Source organism: Moraxella oblonga NBRC 102422 (assembly GCF_001598275.1).
GTDB lineage: Bacteria > Pseudomonadota > Gammaproteobacteria > Pseudomonadales > Moraxellaceae > Moraxella > Moraxella oblonga.
The window spans coordinates 1-2,641 of the sequence record NZ_BCYQ01000081.1; the positions used below are offsets into that span (position 1 = coordinate 1).

4 protein-coding genes are annotated in these 2,641 nt (G+C 39.6%); 3 read left to right on the forward strand and 1 reads right to left on the reverse strand.

The features are described from left to right. Window positions 1-7: 7 nt before the first annotated feature. Window positions 8-238: a sulfurtransferase TusA gene (tusA, locus tag MOB01S_RS11900; RefSeq protein WP_066805807.1), complete on the forward strand. Its 231-nt coding sequence runs from the start codon at window positions 8-10 to the stop codon at window positions 236-238. Between the two features lies 1 nt (window position 239). Further along, window positions 240-1,181, forward strand: a complete 942-nt coding sequence (xerD, locus tag MOB01S_RS11905) for a site-specific tyrosine recombinase XerD (RefSeq protein ID WP_066805801.1) — start codon at window positions 240-242, stop codon at window positions 1,179-1,181. Here the strand turns inward: xerD and hemJ are convergent. Then, window positions 1,178-1,603, reverse strand: coding sequence for a protoporphyrinogen oxidase HemJ (gene hemJ, locus MOB01S_RS11910; protein ID WP_066805804.1), 426 nt, complete (start codon window positions 1,601-1,603; stop codon window positions 1,178-1,180). The genes xerD and hemJ overlap by 4 nt on opposite strands. A 134-nt stretch (window positions 1,604-1,737) precedes the next feature. Between hemJ and MOB01S_RS11915 the strand changes: the two genes are divergently transcribed. Beyond that, complete coding sequence (locus tag MOB01S_RS11915; protein ID WP_066805811.1) at window positions 1,738-2,640, forward strand: Rpn family recombination-promoting nuclease/putative transposase; 903 nt, start codon at window positions 1,738-1,740, stop codon at window positions 2,638-2,640. Window position 2,641 lies beyond the last annotated feature (1 nt).

A 2,641-nucleotide genomic window follows, 5' to 3' on the forward strand; every position in this document is an offset into this window, starting at 1 on the left:
ATTAGAGATGACTGCACAACATGAACTTGATACGGTAGGCTTGGTTTGTCCTGAGCCTATTATGCTTTTACACAAAGCCATACGAAAAGCCAATACGGGTGATATTATTATGGTGATGGCGAGCGATCCTGCAACTACACGCGATATTCCTAATTTTTGTCGACATTTAGGACATGCTCTTGTAGAGCAAGCCATACTTGATGATGGTAATTACCGTTATATGATTCAAAAGGGTTAAAATGAGTAAAACTCGTGCCACTAAACCACGTTCACCTAGTTTGACAACCACTGAAAATGATCCGCCATTTTTGACGGAGTTTCGTATTGCCATGCTTGCTCGTGGACTTTCTACTCGCACTCGCAATGCCTATATTAGGGATTTGCGGTTGTGTGGGGAGAGTACTGATAAGCCTTTAACGGATTGGGTGGAACGGGATATTTTAGTATGCTTGTCATATTTGCAAGGTCAAGATAAATTGCCACGTACTCAAGCCAGAGTATTGGCGAGTTTGCGTCAGTTTTTTTTGTGGCAAATTGCTGAGAAAAAACGTGAGGATAATCCTTGTGAACACATCAAGAATCCCAAAGTGGATAAGCCTCTACCCAAAACTTTATCTGAGACGCAAGTTACTAACTTATTAAACAGTCCTGATATTAGTACGATTTTGGGGTTAAGAGACAAAGCCATGCTTGAGGTGATGTATGCTTGTGGTTTGCGGGTTTCGGAGTTAGTGAATTTATCACTTGAGCAAGTTAATCTTAGTGCAGGTTGGTTGCAGATTGTGGGTAAGGGTAATAAAACCCGCTTGATTCCTTTGGGTGAGTATGCAGTCAAAGCGTTGGAGAGTTATTTGTCGTGTCGTCATGAGTTGTTGCCTCTTGCAAAGGCGGATTGTCAAGCGGTGTTTTTGACGGAGCAGGGGGGCTACATGACCCGTCATAATTTTTGGCATTTGATTAAAAAATATGCTCAAATCGCCAACATTAACACCAACATTTCACCTCATACTCTACGTCATGCATTCGCAACACATCTTATCAATCATGGAGCGGATTTGCGAAGTGTGCAGTTGTTGCTTGGTCATAGTGACTTGTCTACTACGCAAATTTATACACATGTAGCGACTGCTCGACTACAAAGTTTGCACGAACAGCACCACCCCAGAGCTGAACAGAGTTAAAACGGCTTAGTTACCACCAAAAACACCACCGCCACCAAAATAAAAACAGGCACTTCATTAAAAATACGCCAAAATTTATCGCTTTTTAGGTGCGGATTATCCACAAGTTTTAAGCGGTATTTGCCACAAATGATATGATAGATGGTTAAAAGCACCACAAGGGTCAATTTGGCGTGTAGCCAGCCTTGACTTTTGTAAATTTGCCAGTTGCTTAGCACCATAGACAAACCAAACAGCCAAGTCGCCATCATCGCAGGGTTCATAATGCCCCGATACAGCTTTCGCTCCATTATCACAAAGCGTTGTTGGCTTAATTTATCATCGCTCATTGCGTGATAAACAAACAGGCGTGGCAAATAAAAAATCCCTGCAAACCAGCACACCATCGCAATCAAATGTAGTGATTTTAAAATCAAAAACATCACAAACCCCCTTATCAAAAGGGCTTTATTATAGCATTTTTTTATTTTTAAGAACATTCATCAAAGCAAGATGGCTTGCAATCTTGGCAATTTTTAGTACAATGGGCATATATCATTTTATTTGGAAGTTATCAATGCCATCGCCCAACATTTATATTAACCCCTTTACTGATTTTGGTTTTAAGCATTTGTTTGGTACCGAACCTAACAAAATCTTGTTACAACATTTTTTAAATGAGCTTTTGTATCAAGAACAAGGGCGGATTGTGGACATTCAATATCTTAATACCGAGCATTTGGGTAGCACCGCCCCAGACCGCAAGGCGATTTTTGATTTGTATTGTACCAATGAGCGGGGCGAACGCTTTGTGGTGGAATTACAAAAAACCAAGCAAAAGTTTTTTAAAGACCGCTCTTTGTATTATGCTACTTTCCCCATCAAAGACCAAGCTCAAAAAGGCGATGATTGGAATTTTGAGCTTGCCCATATTTATACCATTGCCATTTTGGATTTTGTCTTTGATGATGATAAGCACAGCGATAAATATCGTTATGATGTCAAATTGACTGAGCTTGAAACAGGCGAGGTTTTTTATGATAAATTGACCTTTATTTATTTATCAATGCCCAAATTTAGAAAATCCTTGGACGAATTGACAAGTAATTTTGATAAATGGCTCTATGCCTTTAAACATTTGTCAGAAATGGACACAGTGCCTAATGAATTAAATGAGCAGATTTTTTTGCAGTTTTTTGAATCTGCCAAAATCGCCAATTTTAGCCCCAGCGAATATAAAAGCTATGAGGACAGCTTAAAATATTATCGTGATTTAAAAAATTCCTTAGACACCGCAAGGGAGGAGGGCAAGGAAGAAGGCAGGGTGGAAGGTAGAGCAGAAGGTAGAGCAGAAGGCAGAGCAGAAGGGCAAATTGAAAAACAATTTGAAATCGCTAAAAACTTAAAAGCACTTGGTCTAAGTTTTGACCTAATCAAGCAATCCACAGGACTAACCTATGATGAATTGTTTAAGTTATAAT

What these genes read in the sequence shown, in the direction of transcription:
- tusA (WP_066805807.1), top strand. Translation starts at nt 8, where the DNA reads ATGACTGCACAACATGAACTTGATACGGTAGGCTTGGTTTGTCCTGAG.
- xerD (WP_066805801.1), top strand. Translation starts at nt 240, where the DNA reads ATGAGTAAAACTCGTGCCACTAAACCACGTTCACCTAGTTTGACAACC.
- hemJ (WP_066805804.1), bottom strand. Translation starts at nt 1,603, where the DNA reads ATGTTTTTGATTTTAAAATCACTACATTTGATTGCGATGGTGTGCTGG.
- MOB01S_RS11915 (WP_066805811.1), top strand. Translation starts at nt 1,738, where the DNA reads ATGCCATCGCCCAACATTTATATTAACCCCTTTACTGATTTTGGTTTT.